Below are 18,280 nucleotides of genomic sequence, written 5' to 3'. Positions count from 1 at the left end.
GCTCGACCCGGTTACTCCTCGGAGTCGGGGCCGAGCGACTCGAAGCCGGACTCGGAGACGCTGGTGGTCGGTTGCTCGCACACCTCGAAGCGGGCACCGCCGGACTCGCTCTCGGTCGCCGTTATCTGCCACTTGTGGGCCTCGACGATGTCGCGGACGATGGAGAGCCCGAAGCCGGTCCCCGCCTCCGAAGTGGTGTAGCCGTGGTCGAACACGCGGTCGCGCTGGTCCGGCGGGATGCCCACGCCGTCGTCCTCCACGTAGAATCCCGGGGCGGTATCGAGTGGGCCGACGCGGATAGACAGGGACTCGTCAGCGGTGGTGATACCCCCGTCTCCGGCGCTGGGCTCACCGACGGCCTGTGGAGTCTCGTGGTCGCGGGTCTCCTCGAACCGCAGCTGGGGAGTCGCCCGCCCGTGTTCGACGGAGTTCCGGAAGAGGTTCTCGAACACCTGCAGGAGCCGGGGTTCGTCGGCGGCGATGTGGCCGAGGCCGGGCTCGACGGTCAGATCGGCGTCGGCCGTATCGACGTTCTCCCAGGCCCGCTTCGCGACCGACCCGATGTCGACGAGGCTCGTCTCCCCGACGATCTTGCCCTGGCGGGTCAGCAACAGCAGGTCGTCGATGAGCTCGTTCATCCGGCTCGCGGCCCGTTCGATGGCGTCGAGCCGGTCGAGGTCGCCGTCCTGGCGCATGAGTTCGAGCGTGATGGAGATGATGTCGAGGGGGTTCCGGAGGTCGTGGCTGACGATGCTCGCGAAGTTCTCCAGCCGGTCGTTCTCGCGTTCGAGCTGGCGTTCGTACTCCTCGCGTTCGAGTTCGAAGCGTATCCACTGCGCGACCAGCGTGACGAACGACCGCTCGGCGTCGGTCAGTGGGTCGCGCTGGTCGCAGTCCACGAAACAGAGCGTGCCGTAGATGGAACCCTGGGAGACGACCGGCGTGCCGACGTAGGTCTCGAACGGCCCGTCGCTACCGCCGTTGCTGTGGACGCAGTTCGTCTCCCGCGAGTCGATGGTCTTCGCACAGAACGTGTTCGAGAGCGGCATCACTGCACCCTCGGTGACGTGCTCGTGGTCGTCGCTGACCGCGACCACCTCCCGCATGTTGGACTGTGGCTGGACCCGGGTGAGGTGGCCGTGTTCGAGCCCGAGGCGCTCGCAGCCGATGGTGAGAATCTTCGGGAGCTTCTCCTTGAAGGTCAGGTCGACACGCGAGGCCACGTCGGCGAGTTCGCGAAGCGCCTGTTCCCCGGCGCGGACCTCCTGCTCCATGTGGTATCGCTCCGTCACGTCGGTTATGAACCCCTCCAGCGCGTCGAGGTGGCCGTCGTCGTCGAAGACACCTTCGCCCTGTTCCCACGCCCAGCGCACCTCGCCGTCCCTGGTCACGATGCGGTAGTTGAGTTCGAACGGTTCGCGGGCACGCACAGCCGCCTGTACCGACTCCCAGACGTCCTCGCGGTCGTCCGGGTGGATGATGTCGCTCCCCCAGGTCACCGCGCTCGATTCGATCTCCTCCCGGCTGTATCCCGTCAGGGCCAGACAGCCCTCGCTGACGAACTCGGTCGGCCAGTCCGGCTCGTTCGCACACCGGTAGGCCGTCCCGGGGAGGTTCGACAGCAGCGTCGAGAACTTCCGGCGGCTCTCGCGAAGCTCGCTCTCGATGCGGACCCGTTCGGTGATGTCGCGCGCCTCGGGGATGAGCAGGACCACCTCACCGTCGTCGTCGGTGACCGGTTTGATGGAGAAGTCGGTGACGGCAACCTCGTCGGGGCCGTGGACGTCCATCTCACACCGGACGAACGCGCCCGCGGCGGCCTGTTCGACGAGCCCGCGCAGGGTCGCTTCGGTCTCCGCGTCGTCGGCGAACCAGTCGGTCTCCCACATCTTCTTGCCGACGACGTCAGTCCGGTCCAGCCCGCCGAACTCCAGGGCGGTCTCGTTGGCTTCGAGCATCGTCCCGTCCGGGTCGAGAAGCCCCGTGAACTGGTACGTCTGGTTGAATATGGCCTCGTACCGAAGCTGGCGCTCCTTGCGCATCGTGATGTCGCGGACGATGCCGACCGTCCCGCGGAGTTCGCCGTGCGGGCCGAGCGGGAGAACCGTCAGGTTGAGCTCGCAGGGAACGGTGTGGCCGTCGCGGTGCTTGATGTCTATCTCGTAGCGCTTGACGCGCTCGTCGCCGACGGTCAACAGCTCGTGGATGCCCCGCTCGCAGCGCTCGATGTCCGCGTCGGTCATCACGAGCGAGACGTGCTCGCCGATGAGGTCCTCGCGGCTGTAGCCGCTGATGTCCTCTGCGGTCCGGTTGCAGTCGGTGATGTTGCCGTCGAGGTCGAGCTTGTAGACGCCGTCGCCCATCGCCTCGAAGATGCGCTGGTAGCGTTCGAGTTCCTGCTTTCGCTCTGCCTCCTCGGTCACGTCGATGAGCGACCCCATCACCGCCGGCCGGCCGTCGTACTCGATGTAGTTCCCGTGCACCTCGACGAGGATGGTCTCGCCGTCCCTGCGGACGGCCTCGAACCGGTACTGTACGTCTGTCAGCTGGTCTTCGATGCGGCGGCGGAGGCGGTCCTCGACCTCCTCGGCGTACTCGTCGACCACCAGGGCCAGCGGGTCCATGCCCACGAGCTCCTCCTGGTCGTACCCGAATATCTCCGCGAATCGTGGGTTGACGTACGCCAGCGAGCCGTCCTGGATGACGTAGATGCCGACCAGGTTCTGTTCGACGAGCTGGCGGTAGCGCTGCTCGACCAGGTCCAGCTGCGCTCGCTGCTCGCGCTCACGCGAGCGGTCACGGGTCAGCGCCTCGTACCCGGTCTCGCCGGTACCGGTCTGGAGCTTGCTGATGACGACGTTCGCCCAGAACCGCGAGCCGTCGCGGCGGACGCGCCAGCCCTCGTCCTCGGAGCGCCCCTCGCGCTGGGCCTCTTCGAGGAGTCGCCCGGGAACGTCCCGCTGGATGTCCTCGTCGGTGTAGAGCAGGGCCAGGTGGGTGCCGATGGCCTCCGCGCGGGAGAACCCGGTGATGCGGGCGGCCGTCTCGTTCCACGAACTGATGTACCCCTCCGGGTCGAGTTCGCAGATGGCGTAGTCCTCGACGTTCGAGACGAGCAACTGGTAGCGCTCTCTGGCCGCCCTGAGCTCCTGTTCGCGCCGTCTGAGCTCGCTCTCGCGGAACTTCCGGTCGGAGATATCGCGCAGCAACACGAGGACGCGTTCTTCCCCACCCAGCCGCGTGGGGTTGAACTGCAACTCGGTCCAGAGCAGGTCGCCGTCGCCGTCGAGCAGCTGCCACTCGAGCTTCTGTGTGCCCTCCTCGACGGTCCGTGACAACCACTCCGACAGGGCTGCCCCGGTGTGTGGTTCGTAGTCAGAACTGACCTCCCCGAGGGCGTGCCCGACCAGTTCGTGGGCGTCCCGTTCGAGCAACTCGCACGCACCGGGGTTGGCGTCGAGGACGATGCCTGTCCCGGGGTCGACGATGAGGATGCCCTCCGCCGTCGCCTTGAATATCTCCCGGTAGTTCGTCTCCGCGCGGACCTTCGAGACGGCCTCGCGAATCATGTTGGCGAGGACGGTGAACTGTCCCGTCCCACCTTCCTTCCGGATGTAGCCGTTGGCCCCGGCCGAGAGTGCCTTTCCGGCTATCTCCTCGGAGCCCTTGCCGGTGAACAGGATGAACGGGAGCGAGTCGGAGCGCTCTCTGATAGCTTCGAGGAAGGCGATGCCGTCCATCCCGGGCATCTCGTAGTCACTGACGACGCAGTCGATTCCCCCGTCGAGTCGAGCGAGCGCGGCCGCCGCGTCGGTCTCCGTGACGACGGTCAGGCCGGCGTCTATCTTGGTCAGAAACGCAGCCGTCGCCTCCACGAGGTCCGGGTCGTCGTCGACGTGGAGGACCCGTATCTGGCTGGTGTCCGAGAGCGGGGTCGTCATGACGCTCTCCAGCCCGCTCTCGGCCGTGTGGTGCTCGTACTCGTAGTCCCTGTCGTTCATCGACGGGAAGGGTGGTCAGGCCTGCTTGCCTACCGCGTTCCTGATAGAGTCGACCAGCCGGTCGTACCCTTCGGGGCTCGTCTCCTTCTGGAGGTAATCGCTCACACCGATGGCGACCGCCTCGCCCGCGGTGTGTTCACTGCCCTTGTTGGTGAACATGATGAACGAGACGTCCGGGTACTCGTCTCGGACGGCATCGAGGAACTCCAGCCCGTCGATGGCAGGCATCTTGTAGTCGCTGACGATACAGTCGACCTCCTCGTTCTTCAGGACGGTGAACGCATCCGGCGCACTCGTCGCGGTCATGATGTCGAGGTCCTCGTGCTCGCGCTCGAGCAGGTCGGCGACCGCGCTCACGAAGTCCGGGGCATCGTCGACAAGTAGTACCCTGATATCTTCCGGTTCGTGCTCCGCCACCTCTGTCTGTTCTGCGTCTTCGTTCATTTCTGCTTCCACGTCTCGCTTCACCGCGAGGTCGAGCCAGTCTCCGATCTCTTCGGGGTCTGCGAGTAACTCCACTTTCTGTTCGTCGGCGTCGACGTCCACGAGACCCAGCGATTCGAGCATCGGTAGGTGGGTCTCGACCAGCGTCTCGCGGACGTCGGCTGCCTCGTCTTCCTGTTCCGCCGCGACGACGGTCAGCTCGTCGACGGTCGCGAGGCCGTTCTGGCGGAGGTGAAACAGCACTTTCCGTCGATAATGGTCCGAGAGCGCCTCGAAGAGGTCGTCGCTCGGGATGTGTGCTGCGTCACCGGTGTTGTCTGTCTGTTCGGTCATGGTCCATACTGCACCGGAATGACGTGTCGGTCCTGGTCAACGGCACGTGCCCGGTGCCGCTTGCGACCCGTCTCTCGTTGCAGAGATATGTCCTCCCAACCCCATTCCGTGTACAGTCGTACAATTCTCGCCCTGGCGTATTAACGAGATGGTTATGCATCTGCCGTATTATTCGTGTAATAATCTCTCTCCTACGGGTTTTGAGGCGTTTCAGGAACCACCCGGGGGAGTCCAATCACGCGAAAACCGGTAGATGTTGCCGACCTGGCCGGTTACTCGTCCCGGAGTAAGGCGTCGTCGCCGAACGCCGAACGTAGCTCTCGGAGACGATCCGCGTCCTCGGTGAGTCGACGTGTCTGGTTCTCGTACACGTACTGGAACATCGATTCGGGGTCGGACTCGACCGCCATGGCCGCGTCGACCGCCTCGGCCAGCGTCTCCGTCACCTCGGCCTCGATGGCCTCGATTCGCTCGTCGTCGAGCAGTCCGCGCTCGCGAAGGAACGCCTCCAGCCGAGCGATCGGGTCCTTCTGCTTCCACGCCTCGACCTCGCTGTCGTCGCGGTACTTCGTCGGGTCGTCGGCGGTCGTGTGCGCGCCGAACCGGTACTGGACCGCCTCGATGAGTGTCGGGCGTCGCTCGTCCTCGTCCGGGTCTTTCGCCTTCTCGAGGGCGTCCCGAGTCACCTCGTACATCGCCAGTGGGTCCATCCCGTCCACCCGGACGCCCTCGAACCCGTAGGCTTCGGCCTTCTGGGCGAACGTCTCACTGGCGGTCTGTTTCTCGGTCGGAACCGAGATGGCCCACTGGTTGTTGTTGCAGACGAACACCGCGGGAACGTCGAACACGCCCGCGAAGTTCAGCCCCTCGTGGAAGTCCCCCTCCGAGGTCGCCCCGTCCCCGAAGTGGCAGACGACCGCCCGGTCGTCCCCGCGAAGTTTGGCCGCCCACGCGTACCCGGTCGCGTGCGGGATGTGCGACCCGATGGAGATGTTCAGCGGCATGATGTTCTCATCGACCAATGCCGCGTTCCCCAGCTCGTGTCCCATCCAGTACTGGATGTACGGCGCGAGACAGTCCCTGACGATGGGGCCCGCGTGTTCCCGGTACTGGTAACTCAGCCAGTCCGCGTCGTCCATCGCGTACATCGACCCGAACTGCGCGCCCTCCTGGCCCGCCAGCGAGGCGTACGTCCCGATGCGGCCCTGTCGCTGGAGGCTGATCATCCGGTCGTCGAACCGCCGCCCGAGGCGCATATCGCGGTAGAGGGCGACGAGTTGCTCGTCTTCGAGGGGCGGTTCGTACCCCTCCTCGACCGGCCTGCCGTCCTCGTCGAGCCGCCGGACCATCTCGTACGAACCGGCCGTGTCTGTCATGCCAGCGCGTACCGTGGCTGGGCAAAAAGACCTGTGTGTGCCGGCGAATCTTCTCTGGGCTGGTGAGCGGGCGGGTCGAAGGAGTACGCTCTTTGTGCCGGGTCTCCGAGTTCCGGGTGGCCGATGACGAAGGCACCGCTCCGAACCGGGGTGGCTCCTGGTGGTGACGAGCCCTATGAGTGCCGAGGCCTCATCCTTGCGTAAGAGGCAGAACAGAAATCACTGGAGTGTAACGGCTGAATACGTACTATATCGGCGTTTGTTCATTTTCTTACCGCGTGGCCCCGACCCGGTAATGGATTTAGCAAACCCCCGGCTTCTGGAAGATCACCGGCCGATATATCACCATAGATAATTATATATCCGCATTGGACGACGTATACAGGTACTGTCTACGGCCGGAGCCGATCCGGGATGAGAGACGGATGGGGAGTTACATGTCAGGCAAAACCACAGGCGGAGAAATCGACGTTTCGACACTCGACGCGGCTATCTCGGGTGCGGTAATCGGCCCGGACCATGCCGAGTACGACGACGCACGGCGGGTCTGGAATGCACGCTACGTCAGGTACCCGACGGCCATCGCGCGGGTAGCCGACGTCGAGGACGTCGTCGAAGCGGTGAACTTCGCGCGAGACACCGACCTTCGAATCGCGATACGGGGCGGTGGACACAGTTACGCCGGGCACGGCACGTGCGACGACGGCCTGGTTATCGATTGCGCGGCCATCGACCACGTCGAGGTCGACCCCGACGCGAAGCGGGTGCGGGTCGGGCCCGGGGCCACCTGGGCGGACGTCGATGCTGCGACGATGGCACACGGCCTCGCGACGACCGGAGCGACCGTCTCGAGCGTCGGTGTCGCTGGCTACACTCTCGGTGGCGGGACCGGCCACCTGGTCCGGTCGTTGGGTACAGGGGCAGACAACCTGTGCGCAGCCGAGGTCGTGACCGCCGCCGGTGCGGTGGTTCGCGCGAGCGACAACGAGAACGCGGACCTCTACTGGGCGCTGCGGGGTGGCGGTGCGAACTTCGGTGTCGTCACCGAATTCGAGTTCGCGCTCCACGAGCTGGAAACAGAACTACTCGCCGGGCAGCTGGTCTACCGGATCGAGGACGCCCCCGAAGTACTGCGATTCTACCGTGACTTCATGGCCGACGCGCCGCAGGCGGTGAACTGCTACGCGTTCTTCATTCCACTGCCGCCACTCGACGTGTTCCCCGCGGAACTGCACGGGACGACCGCCGTCGACCTCGTCGTGAGCCACACTGGCCCGATGGCAGACGCCGAAGCAGACCTCGCACCGCTTCGTGAGTTCGGCGAGCCCATCCTCGACGCCGTCGCGCCGACTCCCTATGTCGACCTGCAACAGGCGTTCGACGCTGGGACGCCGTCGGGGAATCGCTGGCACTCGAAGGCGCAGTACATCAGTACCCTTCCGGACGACGCCCTGGATGCGCTAATCGAGGCCGTTCACCCCATCGAGGGACCGTTCACGATGGCCTATCTCGAACCGCTCGGTGGCGCTGTCGCTGCGGTCGACCCGGCTGCGACCGCGTTCCCACACCGCGAGGTCCCGTACTCACTCCACGTTCTCTCGGGGTGGACCGACCCCGACGACGACGACGCGATGGTCGAATGGACGGAGACGGTCCACGAGACCATGACGCCGTACTCCCCAGGTGGGGTCTACGTCAACCTGCTTCACCGCGACGAGGCCGAGCGGGTGCCGGAGGCATACGGCGAGAACCTCGACCGCCTCGCCGACTGCAAAGCGACGTGGGACCCCGACAACCGCTTCAGTGTCAACCAGAACATCGAACCGGCGCGCTGAGTTCTGTTTGAGCGCCGTGATGGTGGGACGGCCTGACTCCTCCCCTGGCCAGCCAGGGACGGTGCATCCTGGGTCGCCACACGAATTTCCGAGAGGCTATTGTTGGGGCCCGACAGCGTGTTGACAATGAACGAGTCGACCATCACAGCCGTCGCCGACTGGGCTGGCTGCCCCGTCGAGGCCGTGACCGAACTCGACGGCGGGCAGGTCGGGAGCGTCCACCGGGTCGACCTGGCCGATGGCCGCCGCGTCGTCGTCAAGACCGCCCAGACCGACCTGCGGACGGAAGCGAAGATGCTCGCCCACCTGCGTTCAGAGGGCGGCCTCCGCGTCCCCGAGGTGTCCCACGTCACCTCCGACCTGCTGGTGCTGGAGTTCGTCGCGGGTGACTCGACGATTACACCCTCTGTCGAGCGCGACCTGGCCGAGCGACTGGCCGCCATCCACGCCACCGATGCCGAGCAGTTCGGTTTCCCGTTCGACACCCTTACGGGCAAATACCGCCAGCCCAACCCCTGGACGGACGACTGGGCGACGTTCTTCGGCGACCAGCGACTCCGTCACGCGACTGCACGCGCTCGTGAGGAGGGGCTGCTGCCGGCCGACCTCGGTGAGCGACTCACCACCCTCGCCACCGACCTCTCCGGGTTCCTGGACCACGACCCAACCCCGTCGCTCATCCACGGCGACGTCTGGTCGGCGAACCTGCTGACCGACGGCGAGTCGGTCCGGGCGTTCCTCGACCCGGCGTGTTGCTACGCCGACCCCGAGGTCGAACTGGCCTACGCCGAGTGGACCGGGGTGGCCGGCGACGCCTTCTTCGAGCGCTATCGTGAGGTGGCCGGCGTCGAGTCGGGCTACGACGAGCGAAAACACGTCTACCGACTCTCCCCGTTTCTGACACACGTTCGACACTTCGGCGAGGAATACCTGGAGCCCCTCGAAGCGACGCTCGAAACGCTCGGGTACTGAGTCAGGCGGCACAGCTTCGAGCCTGGGTGGCACCTGTTGGGGGCGACCCCACCGAGTGTCGAGTCCGCCATCTCCACGGTGCGTGAGGGACCAATATCTCAGCCAGGCAACTATATATGAGAGGGACGCAACTGACACATGCATGTCTGACACACCACAGGTGACGAACCCGTCCGCATTCTCGGATGGATCGCTCGGGATGCAGGTTGTGCTCACGGTCGTGACGTTCGGTCTGTACCCGATCTACTGGACCTACAAAACAGCGAAGATGCTCGACGAGGGGACGGACCAGAACCTGTCCCCCATCCTGGCGATTATTCCGTTGCTGAACATAATCGTGCTCTGGCAGATCGCTGAAGCCGCAGAGCCTGTTACGGAGAAAGACCCGATGCCGGTTTTCCTCTTGTTCCTCTTCTTTGGCGTTATCTCCTGGTACTGGGTCCAGAGTGGGATCAACTCCGTCGCGTCGCAGTAATCGAAACGGGCTCTCTCTCTCACACTCGCCACTCACGCACTCGACCAGCCGTCTACGCGTGGCGCTGCGAAGTGAACGACCCGTGTACCCGCTTCAAAATCTTGGCGACCCACGCGGAAGACGCGCCGTCTCAGACCGGCGGGCCTTCGCGGATTCGCGCTACGTTCTCCTCGTGGCTGTCGTCGCCGAGGAGGTCTTGCGTTAGCAACCACGTCGCACCGAGTTCACGACACAGCTCGGCGAAGTCGTCCGGGGCTTCTGGAATATCGAGCGGAAGGAGAATCTCCTCCGTGCCGTCGGTGAGCCCGCGGTAGTACTCCACCAGCGCAGTCACCTCTTCCTCGACCGTTCCGGTGATGGGTTCGCCCTGCTCCCCTTCGCCGCCCCAGAACGAGGGCGCAGCAGGCATGATACCATCCCAGTTCGCCGCTCGCTGGAACGGTTTCTTGTTCGGCCACCAGCAGCCGAGCAGTATCGGAATCCGTGGCTCCTGAACGGGTGTGTAGGGGAGCTTCGCCCCTTCTACCGTGTAGAACTCCCCGTCGTAACTGACGGAATCGCCGGTCCAGAGACGGTCGATGATCTCGAGTGCCTCGTCGTATCTTCGGGCGAGGCGCTTCGGGTCCCACTCCTCGCCGAACGTGGTGTAGTTCCCTTCGGCACCGAGTCCGGCACCCAGCAGCACGCGGCCGTCCGAGAGGTGGTCGAGGGTGGCGAGGTCGTGTGCCAGCTGCCACGGCAGCCGCCGACAGACCGGCGTGACCCAGGTCCCGAGAACGATATCGCTGGTCCGGGTCGCGATTCCGGAGAGGGTGGTCCATGGGTCGATCGAGGGGAACTCGGGGTAGAGTCCATCCGCCATGAACACCCCATCCCAGCCCGCCTCCTCTGCGGTGACCGCGTACTCGAGCATGTTCGTCGGCGTCGCGAGGTCACCGAGATAGACGTGGCAGTTCTGCAGGTACAGTCCGTGTTTTGGTGCTGATGTGGCCATGGATCTCCCCTCTGATGAATTCACGTGGCAAGCCGACTCGCCAACGACAAATTCCCATGAGACGTTCGGAGTACGACAGCTTAAGTATGCACGCGGTGGTGCCTGCTTCGAGCCCGGTGAGACCAGCCAGTCGCCAGAATGGCCTGTCGAGAAGCACCGTGCCGAGGCCCGGATTCACGTACTCGACTCAGAACAGCCGCCAGAGCAGCGACCGAATCCGATAGCCCACCGTCCCGTCCTGGTAGCCACGCCAGCCACTCATCCCACCGGCCAGCGTGGTCGCATCGTACCCTTTGTCGTCGAGGATGCGGGTCGCCTGCTTCGCGATGACGCCCATCTTGCAGACGGTCACGACCTGACGGTCCCGGGGGACCTCGTCGAGGCGCTGTCGGAGCGCATCCTCGTCGCCCGAGCGCAGGTCGTCGTACACGGGGAGGTTGTGGCTCCCGTCGATATGGGCGGCCTGGTAGGCCTCGCGTGGGCGAATGTCGAGGATGAAGGGCTGGTCGCCGCCGAGTCGGGTGTCGAGTTCGTCCGGACGGAGCTTGCTCATCACCCTCGCTTGCGGACGGTGTCGCTAAAGCGTGCCGACCGGTGGTCGACTCCCCAGCGAGTGCGGAGGCCGTCCCGCTCGACGAACCAGTCCCTGGTGCGGTAGAGTATTGGTGCCCCCAAGACGACCGACGGTATGCGGTATCTGACGCTCAGGTTTCCACAGGTCGCGGTATGGGAGGAAGACGAGGTGCTCGTGCCCGGGCTCACGGGGCGACGGGGGACGATTCTCAACATGACGCTCCGGCCCGACGGGACCGTCGTGGAACTCTGCCGGCTGGAGACTAGCCGGGACCGGCTCGTCGCTGACCTGGAGTCCTGGTCGCGGGCCATCTCGTTCGAGGTGTTCGACGTCGACGACGACGGCCAGTGCGTCTTCGCACACTACCGGCCGGCCGAGGAACTCCGGGAGTTGCTCCGCATCGTCGAGCGCCACTGCCTGATACTGGAGCTGCCCATCGAACTCAACGCCGACGACGTGACCGTCCGGATCGCCGGGGAGTCAGGCGTGTTGCAGGAGGCGATGGACGACATCCCGCCGGAGGTCGCCGAGGACGTTCGCATCGAACAGCTCGGGACCTACGACCCGACCATCGACACCGCTCGAAGTGGCCTGACCGACAGACAGCAGACCATCCTGGATGCAGCCGTCGAGGTCGGGTACTACGCGACGCCACGCACCGCGACCATCGCGGACGTGGCCGAGGTCGCGGACTGTGCCGAGAGCACCGCGTCCGAGCATCTGCGGAAGATAGAGGCGCGGGTCATGCCCCAGCTGACTTAAACGACCAGCGTTCGCTCGCAGTGCGTCGATGGTCGTGGCGCGGGTCTCTCCAGGTACGATGGCTACGACCGAACAGACCGAGTTGCCGCCGGGGCCGCGAGGGTATCCACTCCTCGGGAACTTGTTCCAGTACACCGACGACAGGCTCGAATTCGTCACGCGCAACGCCGAGCAGTACGGCCCGGTGACGTACTTCGAGGTCCCGAACCAGTCGTTCTACCAGGTGAGCGAGCCCGAACTCGTCGAACACGTGCTCGTGCAGAACAACCAGGCGTACATCAAGGGTGAACTGTTCCAGCAGGCGCTGGGAGACGCCCTCGGTGATGGCCTGCTCACGAGTGAAGGGACGGACTGGCGCGACCAGCGCCACCGGATGCAGCCGGCGTTCCACCCCGGGATGCTCGAGCAGTACTCGACCATGATGACGGCGGGGGTCGAGCGCCTGCTGGAGACCTGGGAGGACGGCGAGACGCGGGACATCCACGAGGACATGATGCACCTCACCGTCGAGATCGCGGCCGAGACGCTCTTCGATGTCGACGTTCGGGACGAGCAGGCAGAGGTCAGTGCAGCACTCGAAGCCATCATGGACGCGGCCGAGGTCCCCGTCGACATTCCGTCCTGGATTCCGACCCCCCGGAACCGACGGTACGAGGCCGCCATCGAGACGCTCGACGACATCGCCGACCGCATCGTCGAGAAACACGACGGTGGGCGCGGGGACGACATCGTGACCATCCTCCTCACCGCACAGGGGAAAGAGATAACCCGTGAACGCGTCCGCGACGAGATCGTGACGCTCCTGCTCGCCGGTCACGAGACGACCGCGCTGACGCTCACGTACACGCTCCACCTCCTCGGGCGCAATCCCGAGCAGCGAGAACGATTACAGGCCGAACTCGCCGAGGTACTCGACGGTCGGACGCCCACCATGGCCGACCTCGAGGACCTGCCCTACACGGAACAGACCATCGAGGAAGGGATGCGCATCTACCCGCCCGTCTGGGAACTCATCCGGGAGGCGGCCGAGCCGGACGAGCTCGGCGGCTACGAGATACCAGTCGGCGCGACGGTCAGTATGCAGCCGTGGGTCATCCACCGTGACGGGCGCTTCTACGACGACCCGCTCTCGTTCCGGCCCGAGCGCTGGACCGACGAGTTCAAGCGCTCGCTCCCGAAGTTCGCGTACTTCCCGTTCGGTGGCGGCCCGCGCCGCTGCATCGGGGACCGGTTCGCCATGCTCGAAGCGCGACTGGTGCTCGCGACCATCGCCCAGGAGTGGACGGTCGAGCCGCACGACGACCTCTCGTTCGCGCCCTCGATTACGCTCAGGCCCGACGGTCCCGTCGAGATGACGGTTCGGCGTCGCTGATGACGGTCCGCCGTCGCGACTGAGAAGGGCGCACTGGTTCCGACCCCGGATGGGTCGAATTGCGCACCGGGACCGAATTCGACCGCTCTGGTGCGGGGGTTGTCGACTCCGGTATCAAGCAGATAGTCACCGACGATGCCGACTTCTCAAAAGATAGCCGCGGGTGACAGACGGTGTTCTCCTGTCGTCTCAGATCTCGGCGTCGTTCGCCATCTTCGTCGGTTCGACCACGAGCGTCCGTGGGCCGACGAGTGCCTTCGCCGAGCCCTTGCCGTTGGCGTACACGTCGATGTCCGCTTTGAGTTCGATGGTGTGTTCGCCCGACCCGACGTCGAGCGTGAGCCAGTTGAACGCGTTCGAACTGCGGGTCCTGAGGAAGAGTTCTATCATGGCCTCCTCGTTCTCGAAGTTCGAGGTCTTCATGCCGAACTCACGGTTGTTGAACACGACCTTGCCGCTGCTCCCGCTCGTGACGGGAACTTCGGCACCGTCGATCTCCACCCAGCACTGCACACCGGCGTTCGCCCACGACTCGTCGTTCCCTTTCGTCTTGATGTCCGTGTAGAGACCGGACTCGACGGTCGCTTGCAGGATGAGGTCCGTCGGCGACGAGGTCTTCATCGTGCCACTGAGGAGCGTGACCTCGGCCCCCGCCGAGGATTCACCACCGTTGCTCTTCGTGGATTCCATCAGTTCCAGCGTCGACCCGACGGCCGAGACCTTGTCGGCGGGCGAGTGACTCGCCCCCACGGTGCCGGTCCCGAGTGCGCTGAGGCCCAGTCCTGCCACACCAGCGGCCAGGACGTGCCGCCGCCCGAGTTCGAAGCTGTGCTGTTCTCCGTCCCTGGTTGGTTCGTCGTCCATGGTTGGGGATGTCTACGCTGCATCCACCAACCCCCGAATCCCATTTTCTGGTCGCGCGTAGAGCGCTCTGTAGTCGATAGTGAGTAATCAAAAACGTTTTTGAATACGGAACTGACTGTCTGGAACGTAGTCCAGACTAGCGCGAATGTAAGTCTGAGAAACAGGTGTGTTATCGCAGTCGAGACCGTGGGGGTCGGGCGCGGTTCGGCGGGTGGTTCCAGTCGGACTCAGTCGCTCGCAGCCAGTTCCCGACCGTCTGCGGACCCGACGCGAACGGGCTCCTCGCGCGTCTGGAAGTCGAGCGTCCGCCGCGAGAGGTACGGCGCGAGGGTCTCGACCGACAGCAGGCCGCAGTACGCCTCGTCGACGACCGGGAGGTGGGAGACGCCGGTGGCCCGCATGGCGTCGGCGGCATCGTGGAGCGTCGCGTCGGGTGAGACGGTCACGGGCATCGACATGATGGACTGGACCGTCCCGCGTTCGTCCGTGCTCGCGACCATTTCGACGATATCGGAGTCGGTGACCGTGCCGACGACCGTGTCGTCCTCGATGACCGTGAGAGCGGGCACCGACGGACAGCGAAGGCGCTCGGCGGCGTCGCTGACTGGCGTCTCGGGCGTGACGGTATCGAGCGAGTGGAGTCTGAGGGTGTCGACCGTGGTTGCGATCATGGTTGCTGTATGCTAACCCAACACACTATTTAGTGTCTGTGGACATACGTGGTTTAGGTCCTAGAATAGTTGCTAGTACTTTCCCCAGAACGCTGCTTTCTCTGCACAGAAATAACGAAATACTGGGGAATGGCGGCTGAATGTCCAACTATGTCTGGTCGCCTGGTCGTCGACTCTCGACGCAGGGAACTGTGGATACCACAGAGGGAGGCGCTGGTTCCGACTGCACGGTCACTCTTTTACGGAGAAGCCGACAGTACATGGCTGAATGTCCGCTGGAATGGCGCAGTACGAGTTATTTGTTTTCTAAACCGCTGATTTTACGGACAGATGACAACCCTTAACCGTGTCCTCCAACTGGGTCTATTCGCAATGGTAAACGGCAACGTTGATTTCTTCAACGACACAGGCGGCTACGGTTTCATCGCGACTGAGGACTCTGACGAGGACGTTTTCTTCCACATGGAGGACGTCGGCGGCGAGGACCTGACCGAAGGCACCGAGATCGAATTCGACATCGAGGACGCTCCCAAGGGTCCCCGCGCGAAGAACGTCGTTCGCACTAACTAACGCGATTTTACCGCACGGTCGCCCCACGGCGACGTAGCGTTACATCGTTTCTCTCCGAGAACCAACCCGCCGAGAGCGTTCTATCTCGTGACCGAATCAGGAGACCACGGAGCGGTCGCGCTGGGTCGAGCTGTTGGTCTCGTGGGTGCTCCAGGACCTGCAGAACGGGGTACCGGGGCAGTCGACCGACTGTTCCGGTCGGGAACTGTGGATTCGTCGGAAGCCAACGCAGGTTCTGCCGAATCGGGCACCACTACGACCTAGAACCCGATGTCTGTGTACGGATGGACACTACAACACTGGATTCGGGAATACATGTCTGCGAAAAACGGGTTTCTACGGACGAATGCCAACCCTTAACCGTGTGGTCGGACTGGGTCTATTTGCAATGGCAAACGGTAAGGTTGATTTCTTCAACGACACAGGCGGCTACGGTTTCATCGAGACTGAGGATGCTGACGAGGACGTTTTCTTCCACATGGAGGACGTTGGCGGTGAGGACCTCACGGAAGGTACCGAGATCGAATTCGACATCGAGGACGCTCCCAAGGGTCCCCGCGCGAAGAACGTCGTTCGCGTATAACTCGGATTTATAACTAGTCGCCATCGGGGCGACAGAGCGTACCAACGCTTCTACCGGAACGTCACATCATCGAGAGCGACTGCGTCACGTTGGTCGTCACTCGCGAGCGACTGCGATGGAGAGAAGACTGTCGTGAACGAACGTCACGGGCAGTGACGCTCGCCATCGTCGGGTGTCGCCGGCGTCACAGAATGTACCTTTCTACGACCTGTGCCGGTAGACACCTTCCCCCCGACGACGCGTAGGTCACCCACGCCCAAATAGTTTATTTCTCGTGACATGAGTCTGCGGTCAGGTGGTGGGAGAGTGCAGCTAGAACGGGAACGTCCCAGCAACTGAAACCAGTTGCACAGTGTTGGAACAACCGACGTGGTTATACCAACTGGCCGGTAACATTGGTTCCAGAGATGGGCAAGGTGGGCGATTCGGAACTGTTGCAGCACTTGCTCGACAAGCACTCGCTCCTGCGAGCCATCGCCGACGAACCGGCCGCGGACCTGTCCACGCTGACCGCGAAGACCGGATACTCGAAGTCGACCGTCAACCGGACACTCAACGAGCTGGACGACCATGGCGTCCTCCGGACCGACGACAGCGAGAAACCCCACACGTACTCGCTGACCTTCTTCGGGCGGCAGTTGCTGTCCTGGGTCGAGGAGGGGCACGCACACCAGCGGTACCAGTCGCTCTACGACGCGATTCCGGCCGACGCGACGCTTCCATCGTTCGTCCTCACCGAGGGGTCGGTCGAGGTCGCGACGGACAGCACCATCGCGAGACATCAGGTGTTCGACCAGATACTCGAATTCGTCTCCCGCGTCGACCGCTTCCACGTCGTCGTTCCGAACCTCACCCGTGACGGGACGTTCCTGCACTTCGCCACCGAGGTCATCGAGAACGACCTCTCGGTCGAACTGGTGGTCCCCGACCAGTTCTTCGAGTTCCTCTGGGAGCGGTTCGGTGACGAGATGGCCACCATGTTCCGCGAGCGGGATGTCACGGCCTACACGATTCCGACCAACGATATCCCGTACGGGTTCGGGCTGGGATACATCGAGGACGAGGACGGGACTATCGTCGACGCGGAGGTCGCGGTCGTCTGTTACGACGAGCACTACCACAACGCGAACGGGACGGTCGTCACGAAGTCGCCACAGGCCGTGGCGTGGGCGGAGGCCCGGTACGACCGGTACAGAGCGCGGGCCACCGAGCGGACCGGGGACTTCCTCGCGGAGAATCGAGATGCATAACCCGCTGGCGTCGTAGAACGAACCAGTGCGCAATCGCTTCGCTGTCATCGGTCTGTTCGGGCTGCTAGCGACGCTCTGGGGTCTCTCGTTCCCGGCCATCAGCGTCGGCCTGGAGACGCTCGACCCGATACTGTTCGCGTCGTTCCGCTACGACATCGCGGCCGTGTTGCTCGTCGGCTACGGCGTCGTCCGGACCGCCGAGTGGTATCCGACCGCCAGGAACGACGTCGCGGCCGTCCTCGCAGGCGGGGTCTTCCTCGTCGCGGGGAACGCCCTGCTGTTCGTCGGCCAGCAGACGGTCCCGTCGGGAGTGGCCGCTGTCATGCAGAGTCTGGTCCCCATCGCGACCACGCTGTGGGCGCTCGGCATCCTTCCGGAGGAGCGGGTCTCTACGGTGGGCGCGGTCGGCATCCTGCTCGGGTTCCTCGGCGTCGGCCTCATCGTCCGGCCCGACCCGGGCAACCTCCTCGCGGGCGGGACGCTGGGTCGGCTCCTCGTTCTCGGGCAGGTCGCCTCGGTCTCGCTGGGTGGTGTCCTCGTCCAGCGCTCGCGGCCGACGCTCGACCGCGCGGCGCTCTCGGGCTGGTCGATGGCCGTCGGCGGGGTCATCCTGCACCTCACGAGCGTCGCGGTGGGCGAACCGTTCGCGATTCCCGTCGCCCCGGAGCCGGTGGCGGCCGTCCTCTACCTGGGCGTGTTCGCGACGGCACTCGCCTTCTTCATCTACTACTCGCTGCTGGAGGTCCGTGGCGCGCTGGAGACGAGCCTCGTCGCCTACCTGGTTCCGGTGGTCGCCACCGTCGCCGGTGTGTTCCTCCTCGACGAGCAGATCACGCCGTTGACCCTCGCCGGGTTCTTCGTCGTCTTCCTCGGCTTCGTCCTGCTCAAGCGTCAAGCCCTCACGGAACTCGTGGTCGAGTCCCGACAGCCGTCGGTCGGTGATTGACGTGGCCCACGACCGCATCCACGCGCGGGAGCCGACCCACGACATCGAGCGCTGGCGGCCGGGCACCATCGACCGCATCGAGGAACGCGACGGGCACTGTGTGGTCGCGGTGACGGCGGACGACGGCGAGCAGGTCGAACTCGTGGTGACGTTCGCGATCCGGGACCTGTTCACCAGCCGGCTCGACCTCGCGCCCGAGGAGTCACCCGTCGGCTCGCAGGTGTGGTTCCGCAAGAAGGGCGGCTGATACCTGGCGCG

Annotated in this window: 17 protein-coding genes; 10 read left to right on the top strand and 7 right to left on the bottom strand. The window is 64.5% G+C overall.

Annotated elements, in window-relative coordinates:
* Positions 1-11 precede the first annotated feature (11 nt).
* The 3 genes from ACSC1S_RS12855 to pdhA form a co-directional block, all read right to left on the bottom strand.
* On the bottom strand, positions 12-4,001 hold the full coding sequence (locus tag ACSC1S_RS12855; RefSeq protein WP_435364672.1) for a PAS domain S-box protein: 3,990 nt from the start codon (positions 3,999-4,001) through the stop codon (positions 12-14).
* A 15-nt stretch (positions 4,002-4,016) separates the two neighbouring features.
* Positions 4,017-4,778 carry a winged helix-turn-helix domain-containing protein gene (locus tag ACSC1S_RS12850; RefSeq protein ID WP_435319249.1) on the bottom strand — a complete coding sequence of 254 codons (762 nt, stop codon included), beginning with the start codon at positions 4,776-4,778 and terminating at the stop codon, positions 4,017-4,019.
* Between the two features lie 272 nt (positions 4,779-5,050).
* Positions 5,051-6,154, bottom strand: a complete 1,104-nt coding sequence (gene pdhA / locus ACSC1S_RS12845) for a pyruvate dehydrogenase (acetyl-transferring) E1 component subunit alpha (RefSeq protein WP_435319248.1) — start codon at positions 6,152-6,154, stop codon at positions 5,051-5,053.
* Between the two features lie 437 nt (positions 6,155-6,591).
* On the opposite strand from pdhA, the gene ACSC1S_RS12840 reads away from it, so the two are divergent.
* The 3 genes from ACSC1S_RS12840 (at position 6,592) to ACSC1S_RS12830 (ending at position 9,436) form a co-directional block, all read left to right on the top strand.
* Positions 6,592-7,989: an FAD-binding oxidoreductase gene (locus ACSC1S_RS12840; protein WP_435364671.1), complete on the top strand. Its 1,398-nt coding sequence runs from the start codon at positions 6,592-6,594 to the stop codon at positions 7,987-7,989.
* A gap of 120 nt (positions 7,990-8,109) precedes the next feature.
* Positions 8,110-8,961 (top strand): fructosamine kinase family protein, encoded by an 852-nt coding sequence (locus tag ACSC1S_RS12835; RefSeq protein WP_435365526.1) that lies wholly within the window; start codon positions 8,110-8,112, stop codon positions 8,959-8,961.
* Between the two features lie 142 nt (positions 8,962-9,103).
* Positions 9,104-9,436 (top strand): DUF4234 domain-containing protein, encoded by a 333-nt coding sequence (locus ACSC1S_RS12830; protein WP_435364670.1) that lies wholly within the window; start codon positions 9,104-9,106, stop codon positions 9,434-9,436.
* 130 nt (positions 9,437-9,566) lie between these two features.
* On the opposite strand, the gene ACSC1S_RS12825 is transcribed toward ACSC1S_RS12830, so the two are convergent.
* The gene (locus ACSC1S_RS12825; RefSeq protein WP_435364669.1) at positions 9,567-10,430 is read right to left on the bottom strand and encodes an LLM class flavin-dependent oxidoreductase; all 864 of its coding nucleotides are present in this window, start codon (positions 10,428-10,430) and stop codon (positions 9,567-9,569) included.
* Between the two features lie 187 nt (positions 10,431-10,617).
* A complete protein-coding gene (locus tag ACSC1S_RS12820) occupies positions 10,618-10,983 on the bottom strand; it encodes a rhodanese-like domain-containing protein (protein ID WP_435364668.1) in 366 nt (121 codons plus the stop codon).
* A 135-nt stretch (positions 10,984-11,118) separates the two neighbouring features.
* On the opposite strand from ACSC1S_RS12820, the gene ACSC1S_RS12815 reads away from it, so the two are divergent.
* Together ACSC1S_RS12815 and ACSC1S_RS12810 are read left to right on the top strand one after the other, a co-directional pair.
* Positions 11,119-11,766 carry a helix-turn-helix domain-containing protein gene (locus ACSC1S_RS12815; RefSeq protein ID WP_435364667.1) on the top strand — a complete coding sequence of 216 codons (648 nt, stop codon included), beginning with the start codon at positions 11,119-11,121 and terminating at the stop codon, positions 11,764-11,766.
* 58 nt (positions 11,767-11,824) lie between these two features.
* Positions 11,825-13,138, top strand: a complete 1,314-nt coding sequence (locus tag ACSC1S_RS12810) for a cytochrome P450 (RefSeq protein ID WP_435364666.1) — start codon at positions 11,825-11,827, stop codon at positions 13,136-13,138.
* Between the two features lie 189 nt (positions 13,139-13,327).
* On the opposite strand, the gene ACSC1S_RS12805 is transcribed toward ACSC1S_RS12810, so the two are convergent.
* Positions 13,328-14,002: a hypothetical protein gene (locus tag ACSC1S_RS12805; RefSeq protein WP_435364665.1), complete on the bottom strand. Its 675-nt coding sequence runs from the start codon at positions 14,000-14,002 to the stop codon at positions 13,328-13,330.
* Positions 14,003-14,229: 227 nt separating this feature from the next.
* Positions 14,230-14,673 (bottom strand): CBS domain-containing protein, encoded by a 444-nt coding sequence (locus tag ACSC1S_RS12800; RefSeq protein ID WP_435364664.1) that lies wholly within the window; start codon positions 14,671-14,673, stop codon positions 14,230-14,232.
* Positions 14,674-15,045: 372 nt separating this feature from the next.
* Between ACSC1S_RS12800 and ACSC1S_RS12795 the strand changes: the two genes are divergently transcribed.
* The 5 genes from ACSC1S_RS12795 to ACSC1S_RS12775 all read left to right on the top strand — a co-directional run bounded on the left by ACSC1S_RS12795 (position 15,046) and on the right by ACSC1S_RS12775 (position 18,269).
* Positions 15,046-15,243 carry a cold-shock protein gene (locus ACSC1S_RS12795; protein WP_261652218.1) on the top strand — a complete coding sequence of 66 codons (198 nt, stop codon included), beginning with the start codon at positions 15,046-15,048 and terminating at the stop codon, positions 15,241-15,243.
* A 388-nt stretch (positions 15,244-15,631) separates the two neighbouring features.
* Positions 15,632-15,826 (top strand): cold-shock protein, encoded by a 195-nt coding sequence (locus ACSC1S_RS12790; protein WP_435319240.1) that lies wholly within the window; start codon positions 15,632-15,634, stop codon positions 15,824-15,826.
* A gap of 407 nt (positions 15,827-16,233) precedes the next feature.
* On the top strand, positions 16,234-17,076 hold the full coding sequence (locus tag ACSC1S_RS12785) for a helix-turn-helix transcriptional regulator (protein ID WP_435364663.1): 843 nt from the start codon (positions 16,234-16,236) through the stop codon (positions 17,074-17,076).
* A 25-nt stretch (positions 17,077-17,101) separates the two neighbouring features.
* Positions 17,102-18,022, top strand: coding sequence for a DMT family transporter (locus tag ACSC1S_RS12780; protein ID WP_435364662.1), 921 nt, complete (start codon positions 17,102-17,104; stop codon positions 18,020-18,022).
* A 1-nt stretch (position 18,023) separates the two neighbouring features.
* The gene (locus ACSC1S_RS12775) at positions 18,024-18,269 is read left to right on the top strand and encodes a DUF7861 family protein (protein WP_435365525.1); all 246 of its coding nucleotides are present in this window, start codon (positions 18,024-18,026) and stop codon (positions 18,267-18,269) included.
* Positions 18,270-18,280: the final 11 nt, after the last annotated feature.

The organism is Haloarchaeobius pelagicus, from assembly GCF_051207375.1.
Taxonomy (GTDB): domain Archaea; phylum Halobacteriota; class Halobacteria; order Halobacteriales; family Natrialbaceae; genus Haloarchaeobius.
Note: the sequence above shows the minus strand (reverse complement) of the source record. Positions and strands in the feature narration are given on the sequence as shown.

Excerpts from the sequence above, each read along its gene's own strand:
- ACSC1S_RS12810 (WP_435364666.1), top strand. The coding sequence starts at position 11,825 with ATGGCTACGACCGAACAGACCGAGTTGCCGCCGGGGCCGCGAGGGTAT.
- pdhA (WP_435319248.1), bottom strand. The coding sequence starts at position 6,154 with ATGACAGACACGGCCGGTTCGTACGAGATGGTCCGGCGGCTCGACGAG.
- ACSC1S_RS12820 (WP_435364668.1), bottom strand. The coding sequence starts at position 10,983 with ATGAGCAAGCTCCGTCCGGACGAACTCGACACCCGACTCGGCGGCGAC.
- ACSC1S_RS12825 (WP_435364669.1), bottom strand. The coding sequence starts at position 10,430 with ATGGCCACATCAGCACCAAAACACGGACTGTACCTGCAGAACTGCCAC.
- ACSC1S_RS12795 (WP_261652218.1), top strand. The coding sequence starts at position 15,046 with ATGGTAAACGGCAACGTTGATTTCTTCAACGACACAGGCGGCTACGGT.
- ACSC1S_RS12800 (WP_435364664.1), bottom strand. The coding sequence starts at position 14,673 with ATGATCGCAACCACGGTCGACACCCTCAGACTCCACTCGCTCGATACC.
- ACSC1S_RS12840 (WP_435364671.1), top strand. The coding sequence starts at position 6,592 with ATGTCAGGCAAAACCACAGGCGGAGAAATCGACGTTTCGACACTCGAC.
- ACSC1S_RS12855 (WP_435364672.1), bottom strand. The coding sequence starts at position 4,001 with ATGAACGACAGGGACTACGAGTACGAGCACCACACGGCCGAGAGCGGG.
- ACSC1S_RS12805 (WP_435364665.1), bottom strand. The coding sequence starts at position 14,002 with ATGGACGACGAACCAACCAGGGACGGAGAACAGCACAGCTTCGAACTC.
- ACSC1S_RS12790 (WP_435319240.1), top strand. The coding sequence starts at position 15,632 with ATGGCAAACGGTAAGGTTGATTTCTTCAACGACACAGGCGGCTACGGT.
- ACSC1S_RS12785 (WP_435364663.1), top strand. The coding sequence starts at position 16,234 with ATGGGCAAGGTGGGCGATTCGGAACTGTTGCAGCACTTGCTCGACAAG.
- ACSC1S_RS12850 (WP_435319249.1), bottom strand. The coding sequence starts at position 4,778 with ATGACCGAACAGACAGACAACACCGGTGACGCAGCACACATCCCGAGC.
- ACSC1S_RS12815 (WP_435364667.1), top strand. The coding sequence starts at position 11,119 with ATGCGGTATCTGACGCTCAGGTTTCCACAGGTCGCGGTATGGGAGGAA.
- ACSC1S_RS12830 (WP_435364670.1), top strand. The coding sequence starts at position 9,104 with ATGTCTGACACACCACAGGTGACGAACCCGTCCGCATTCTCGGATGGA.